4 protein-coding genes are annotated in these 4,716 nt (G+C 59.8%); all 4 read left to right on the top strand.

The window, feature by feature from the left end; translation table 11 throughout:
• Nucleotides 1-1,225, top strand: a 1,225-nt coding sequence (hflX, locus tag ACIOYV_RS29890; protein WP_401329629.1) for a ribosome rescue GTPase HflX, incomplete at its 5' end; no start/stop codon positions are given.
• Between the two features lie 96 nt (nt 1,226-1,321).
• Complete coding sequence (gene hflK, locus ACIOYV_RS29885; protein WP_054053363.1) at nt 1,322-2,494, top strand: FtsH protease activity modulator HflK; 1,173 nt, start codon at nt 1,322-1,324, stop codon at nt 2,492-2,494.
• Nucleotides 2,494-3,363: a protease modulator HflC gene (hflC, locus tag ACIOYV_RS29880; RefSeq protein ID WP_054053366.1), complete on the top strand. Its 870-nt coding sequence runs from the start codon at nt 2,494-2,496 to the stop codon at nt 3,361-3,363. Before hflK ends, hflC begins: the two co-directional genes overlap by 1 nt.
• Nucleotides 3,364-3,678: 315 nt before the next feature.
• Nucleotides 3,679-4,716 (top strand): ATP phosphoribosyltransferase regulatory subunit (locus tag ACIOYV_RS29875; RefSeq protein ID WP_401329624.1); only part of this gene is annotated, 1,038 nt, incomplete at its 3' end.

The following is a 4,716-nucleotide window of genomic DNA, read 5'->3' as shown; positions in this document are numbered from 1 at the left end:
AGATCCGCAGGAGTTTCAGGAATTGGCTAATTCGGCCGGCGCCGAGACCGTTGCGTTTTTTAACGTGCCGCGTCATCGGCCAACCGCCAAATTCCTGATTGGCAGCGGCAAGGTCGAGGAGCTGCGCGACCTGGTCCATGCCGAGAAGGCCGATCTGGTCATCTTCAATCACATCCTCACGCCCAGTCAGGAACGTAACCTCGAACGTGTTTTCGAGTGTCGCGTGATTGACCGTACCGGTCTGATTCTCGATATTTTCGCCCAGCGCGCCCGTACCCATGAAGGCAAGCTCCAGGTCGAACTGGCCCAGCTTGACCACATGAGCACCCGGCTGGTTCGTGGCTGGACTCACCTTGAGCGTCAGGGTGGTGGTATCGGTATGCGCGGCCCGGGTGAAACACAGCTTGAAACCGACCGCCGTTTGCTGCGGGTTCGCCTGCGACAGATCAAGGGCCGACTCGAGAAAGTGCGCAGTCAGCGCGAACAGTCGCGACGCGGCCGTACACGTGCGGATATTCCTACCGTGTCTCTGGTGGGCTATACCAACGCCGGCAAATCCACGCTCTTCAATAACGTGACGAAATCCGACGTGTACGCGGCTGACCAGTTGTTTGCCACGCTGGACCCGACCTTGCGCCGTCTGGAACTGGACGACCTGGGGCCGATTGTCCTGGCCGACACGGTGGGTTTCATACGCCACTTGCCGCACAAACTGGTCGAGGCATTTCGGTCTACGCTCGAAGAGTCGAGCAACTCGGACCTGCTGTTGCACGTGATCGATGCGGCCGAACCGGATCGCATGTTGCAGATCGAGCAGGTGATGGTGGTGCTGGGCGAGATCGGTGCCCAGGACTTGCCGATACTCGAGGTCTATAACAAACTCGATTTGCTTGAAGGCGTTGAGCCACAAATCCAGCGCGACGAAAACGGCAAGCCCCAACGGGTCTGGCTGTCGGCGCGTGATGGCAGTGGTCTGGAATTGCTTGAACAAGCCATTGCCGAGTTGCTGGGCGGTGATTTGTTTGTGGGGACCTTGCGCTTGCCGCAGCGTTTTGCTCGACTGCGTGCGCAGTTTTTCGAGCTTGGTGCGGTGCAGAAAGAAGAACACGACGAAGAAGGCATCTGCCTGCTGGCCGTTCGCTTGCCACGGGTCGAGTTGAATCGACTGGTGAGCCGCGAAGGCCTGCAACCGATGGATTTCATCGAGCAACACACTTTGCAATAAAAGCCTGAGAAAGCGGTTGTGCCGTGGTGACAGGCATTCTGTAGCATTGGTCGGCGCGCCGTGGGTGCGTCTTTGCTTTATCAGATGGAGAGCGCTATGGCTTGGAATGAGCCGGGTGGCAACTCGAATAATCAGGATCCTTGGGGTGGCAAGCGCCGCAATAACGGCGACCGCAAGGGACCACCGGATCTCGACGAGGCCTTCCGAAAGCTGCAGGAAAGCCTGAACGGGTTGTTCGGTGGTGGAAAGAAACGCGGTGACGACGGCGGAGGTTCGGGCAAGAGTGGCGGCTTCGGCGGCCTGCTCGGCATCGGCCTGGTCGTGCTGGCGGCCGTGTGGCTGTACAGCGCGGTCTACGTGGTCGACGAGCAGGAGCAAGCCGTTGTGCTGCGCTTCGGCAAGTACTACGAAACGGTCGGCCCGGGCCTGAACATCTATTTCCCGCCGATCGATAAAAAGTACATGGAGAACGTGACGCGTGAGCGTTCGTACACCAAGCAGGGCCAGATGCTGACCGAAGACGAGAACATCGTCGAAGTGCCGCTGACCGTGCAGTACAAGATCAGCAACCTGCAGGATTTCGTGCTGAACGTCGATCAGCCGGAAATCAGCCTGCAGCAAGCGACCGACAGCGCCTTGCGCCATGTGGTGGGTTCCACCGCCATGGACCAGGTCCTGACCGAAGGTCGTGAGTTGATGGCCAGCGAAATCAAGGAGCGTCTGCAACGTTTCCTCGACACCTATCGCACCGGTATCACCGTTACCCAGGTCAACGTACAGAACGCAGCCGCACCGCGTGAAGTCCAGGAAGCCTTCGATGACGTGATCCGCGCCCGTGAAGACGAGCAGCGTTCGCGCAACCAGGCTGAAACCTACGCCAACGGCGTCGTGCCGGAAGCCCGTGGTCAGGCCCAGCGCATCCTTGAAGATGCCAATGGCTACCGTGACGAAACGGTATCGCGCGCCAAAGGTGAAGCGGATCGCTTTACCAAACTGGTCGCTGAATACCGCAAGGCCCCTGAAGTGACTCGTGAGCGTCTGTACCTGGACACCATGCAGGAAGTCTTCACCAACACCAGCAAGGTTCTCGTGACCGGCAACAAGAACGGCCAGAGCAATCTGCTGTACTTGCCGCTGGACAAGATGATCGACAGTGGCCGCAGCACCAGCGCACCGGTAACGGGCGCGGCAGCCAGCAGCAATGAAGCGAATGCGCGTGCGGCAGCAGATCTGCAGCAACAGCAAGCACGTACCAGGGAGAGTCGCTGATGAGCAATAAATCGCTGATCGCCCTTATTGTCGGCGTCGTCGTGGCGATCGCAGCCTGGAACTGCTTCTACATCGTGGCTCAGACCGAGCGTGCGGTGATGCTGCAGTTCGGTCGCGTGGTCCAGACTGATGTTCAGCCGGGCCTACATGTGAAAGTGCCTTACGTTAACCAGGTGCGCAAATTCGACGCACGCCTGATGACGCTGGATGCACCGACACAACGCTTCCTGACGCTGGAAAAGAAAGCCGTCATGGTCGATGCCTTCGCCAAGTGGCGCGTGAAAGATGCCGAGCGCTTCTACACCGCAACTTCCGGCCTCAAGCAGATTGCCGACGAGCGTCTGTCCCGTCGTCTGGAATCGGGCCTGCGTGACCAGTTTGGTAAGCGCACCCTGCACGAAGTGGTTTCCGGTGAACGTGACGCGTTGATGGCGGACATCACCGCTTCGCTGAACAAGATGGCGGAAAAAGAGCTGGGCATCGAAGTTGTCGATGTTCGGGTCAAGGCCATCGACCTGCCGAAAGAAGTGAACCGCAGCGTGTTCGAACGTATGAGCACCGAGCGTGAGCGTGAAGCTCGCGAGCACCGCGCCAAGGGTAACGAGCTGGCCGAAGGCATCCGTGCCGACGCCGATCGTCAACGCCGCGTGTTGCTGGCCGAAGCCTATCGTGAATCCGAAGAGGTTCGCGGTGATGGTGACGCCCAGGCAGCTGCGATCTACTCCAAGGCCTACGGCCAGGATCAGGAGTTCTACGGTTTCTACCGTAGCCTGCGCGCCTACCGTGAAAGCTTCGCGAACAAAACCGACGTCATGGTCCTCGACCCAAGCAGCGACTTCTTCCGTTACCTGGAAAAAGCCAAGCCTTGATACTGCGTTGACCTGAATCATCCCCCGCCCGGCGGCTAAAACCTCGGGCGGGGTGATCCTTTGGGAAAACGTGTGTATGATGCGGCAGCCGGGAAATTCCCGGCTTTTTTGCGTCTGCACGTTTGATTGTGGTTTTCACGCAGGCGCCCGAGTTGAATGACTCGACAGGTTTTTCGAGGAAAGTGATTGGCGAAGCCGGTTTCAGGCTTTTCGCCACGTCGTTCATGCGCGTGCTTTGCGCATGGGCCGGACATTTTCTGCTTCACTCAAGGCTCGCCCAACGGCTGGCCGCCCGGATCATAGGGGAATGGCGTAATGGCAACGGTAGACCGCTGGCTGCTGCCAGATGGCATCGAAGAAGTACTGCCACCGGAGGCAGCGCGCATTGAAGTAGCGCGCCGCCAGGTGTTGGATCTGTTCCAGAGCTGGGGTTACGAGTTTGTCGTGACTCCCCATATCGAGTACCTGGAATCCCTGCTGACCGGCGCGGGCCAGGACCTGGATCTGCGTACCTTCAAGGTCATCGACCCGCAATCGGGCCGGCAGATGGGTTTCCGTGCCGACATCACGCCGCAAGTGGCGCGCATCGATGCGCACACCCTGCGCCGTGAAGGTCCGAGCCGCCTGTGCTATGCCGGCAGCGTGCTGCATGCTCAGCCGCGCGCCTTGTCGTCGTCGCGCAGCCCGATCCAGTTGGGCGCCGAGTTGTACGGCGATGCCAGCCCGAGCAGCGACGTCGAAGTTATCAGCCTGATGCTGGCCATGCTGCAACTGGCCGATGTGCCGGACGTGCACATGGATCTCGGCCATGTTGGCATCTACCGCGGCCTGGCCCGCGCCGCCGGTTTGTCCGGTGAAGTCGAGCAACAGTTGTTCGATGCATTGCAACGCAAAGCCATCGACGAGGTCATTACCTTGACCGAAGGCTTGCCTGCCGATCTGTCGGGCATGCTGCGCGCGTTGGTCGATCTGTGTGGCGGTCGTGAAGTATTGAGCGCTGCCCGTGAGCGTCTGGCCAATGCGCCAGCGCCGGTACTGGCGGCGCTGGAAGACGTGTTGGCGATTGCCGACCGATTGTCCACGCGTTTCCCTGAATTACCGCTTTACTTCGATCTGGGCGAGCTGCGCGGCTATCACTACCACACCGGTGTGGTGTTCGCGGTGTTCGTCCCGGGTGTTGGCCAGTCCATTGCCCAGGGCGGTCGTTACGACGACATCGGCGCCGACTTCGGTCGCGCCCGTCACGCAACCGGCTTCTCCACCGATTTGAAAACCCAGGTGACCCTTGCCCGTGCTGAGATCGAGTTACCTTCAGGCGGAATCTGGATGCCTGACAGTACGGATGCGGCACTC

This window comes from Pseudomonas sp. NPDC087342 (assembly GCF_044744265.1).
Taxonomy (GTDB): Bacteria; Pseudomonadota; Gammaproteobacteria; order Pseudomonadales; family Pseudomonadaceae; genus Aquipseudomonas; species Aquipseudomonas nunensis.
The sequence above is the reverse complement of the archived record's forward strand: the minus strand, read 5'-3'. Positions and strand labels throughout refer to the sequence as shown.

Bases quoted from the DNA above. Each gene is read 5' to 3' on its own strand.
- hflK (WP_054053363.1), top strand. From the start codon at position 1,322: ATGGCTTGGAATGAGCCGGGTGGCAACTCGAATAATCAGGATCCTTGG.
- hflC (WP_054053366.1), top strand. From the start codon at position 2,494: ATGAGCAATAAATCGCTGATCGCCCTTATTGTCGGCGTCGTCGTGGCG.